Genomic DNA, 387 nt, shown 5'->3' with positions numbered 1-387 from the left:
CGGGGGCGTCGTCCTCGTCGCTGATCGCCTTCCAGGCCTTCTTGAAGGCAATGCTCGCGATCAGGCCGCCCACGGTGCCGAGCGCGAACCCCACCGGCCTGTACACCAGCTTCTGCTTCCTCTTCTTCATGACCTGGCTCTCCTACCGGATCTGCGGGACTGCTCCGGGACGCCCCGCAGGGAGGCGTTCCGGAGTCTTCCCCCGGATTCCCCGCACACGCCCCGCCACACGGCGTACCCGCCGGTCAGCGGGTCACCACGTGCCGCTCGTCCGGGACGCAGTGGGTCATCGTCAGGCCCTCGACGTCCCGCGGCGGGTTCTTGCCGAGGTTCGCCAGGCGCTCGCGGTACTCGTCGGTGAGCTGCTGGTTCGGCAGCGGCTCCAGG

Annotated in this window: 1 protein-coding gene; it reads right to left on the bottom strand. The window is 69.8% G+C overall.

Features of this window, described 5'->3' with window-relative positions:
* Window positions 1-130: DUF4235 domain-containing protein (locus ACSNOK_RS33485; protein WP_436784542.1), on the bottom strand; the 130-nt coding region annotated here is incomplete at its 3' end.
* Between the last annotated feature and the right edge of the window lie 257 nt (window positions 131-387).

The organism is Streptomyces sp. URMC 126 (genome assembly GCF_051386555.1).
In the GTDB taxonomy this organism is placed as follows: Bacteria; Actinomycetota; Actinomycetes; order Streptomycetales; family Streptomycetaceae; genus Streptomyces.
This window is presented reverse-complemented; position numbering and strand designations above follow the sequence as displayed.